Annotated in this window: 1 protein-coding gene; it reads right to left on the reverse strand. The window is 58.5% G+C overall.

Features of this window, described 5'->3' with window-relative positions:
* Window positions 1-273: 273 nt before the first annotated feature.
* On the reverse strand, window positions 274-1339 hold a 1066-nt coding region (locus AC52W5_RS13215; protein ID WP_495671331.1), incomplete at its 5' end, for a sulfatase-like hydrolase/transferase.

The following is a 1339-nucleotide window of genomic DNA, read 5'->3' on the forward strand; positions in this document are numbered from 1 at the left end:
CTAGGGCGTGTACTCATAAATCGAGGCTCGTGAGCGGCTTCGACCCATTGTCCGCTATTCGGCGAATAGCACTCCAACCGAACATCACCTCAGGTTCGAAAGGGCCATGAGCTGATGCCAGCATCTCGATGGCTCCCGCCCGAGTAGTGGGGTTTAGTCGCCCGAGCTGGATACGAGGCTTGTCAGACGGGCACCCAAGTCGCAGGGCGCCCGCCGTGACGAGCAGTCAAAGTCCTGGCAGTCAAAGTCCTGGCAGTCAAAGTCCTGGCGTGTCTACTTGGCGATTGCCGCCCGGGCTGCCTCGATTTTCGCTTTAACGGCATCGAGATTGAAACTCGCGCCCTTTTGCATCGGCGGAAATTCGACCGCGGTCATCGCCAACTTTTCCACCTGCTGCTGAACAAACACGAAGCGCCAGAATTCGTATTTGAACCAGTCAAAGTATTGTTGCGCTCCGTATTTGGTCCCGCTATCGGGCCAGCCCGTGCGCTCGAAAGGATCGAGGCGAAGGTTGGTCAAAAAGGGCACGTCAACCTTGCTTTTTTCACCCAGCCAGCCCGCAGGCTGGTCGATGAAACGATACTTGTAGTCGTCGATGCGCACGGCCCCCAGCTCGCTTTCGCCGAAATAAAAGATTTCGTGCCGGTTTGACGGCCCTTTGCCAGTGATCATGTCCATCTGGTTGTAGCCGTCCAGATGGCACTTGTAGGTGCGGTCACCGATGCGCTTACCTTGTTTGAACTCGTCAACAATGTTGGGGTTACCGGCAGCGGCCAGGAAGGTCGGGAACCAGTCCAGTCCGGACATGATGCCGTTCTCGACCTTGCCGGCCGGCACCTTGCCCGGCCAGCGGATCATCGCCGGCGCGCGGAAGCCGCCCTCCATGATCGTGCCTTTGCTCTGCGCGAATGGCGTCTGTCCGCCATCGGGCCAGGTGAAGACCTCGGTGCCGTTGTCGGTCGTAAAGACCACGATGGTGTTGTCATCGACGCCCATATCCTTGAGCTTCTGCATTACGATGCCAACGTCGTCGTCGAGCTGCGCCATGCCGGCTTCATGGATGGACCAACCGTTCTTGGAGTTGCGCATCGCCTCGTACTTCGGCGAGAGGTGCGTAACGATGTGCATGCGGGTCGGATTGAGCCACAGGAAGAATGGCTTGTTGTCGGCCTTGGCCCTGTCGATGAAATTGAGCGCGAAGTCGCGGATTTCATCGTCCACGGTTTCCATCCGCTTCGGATAGAGTGTTCCGGCGTCCTCGATCCTCTGCTTACCGACCTTGCCCCAGCGCGGATCCACGGTGGCATCGTCCACGTTGGTCGCCCACGAGTGGATCATG

The sequence above is a fragment of the Nitrosospira sp. CT genome (assembly GCF_059489795.1).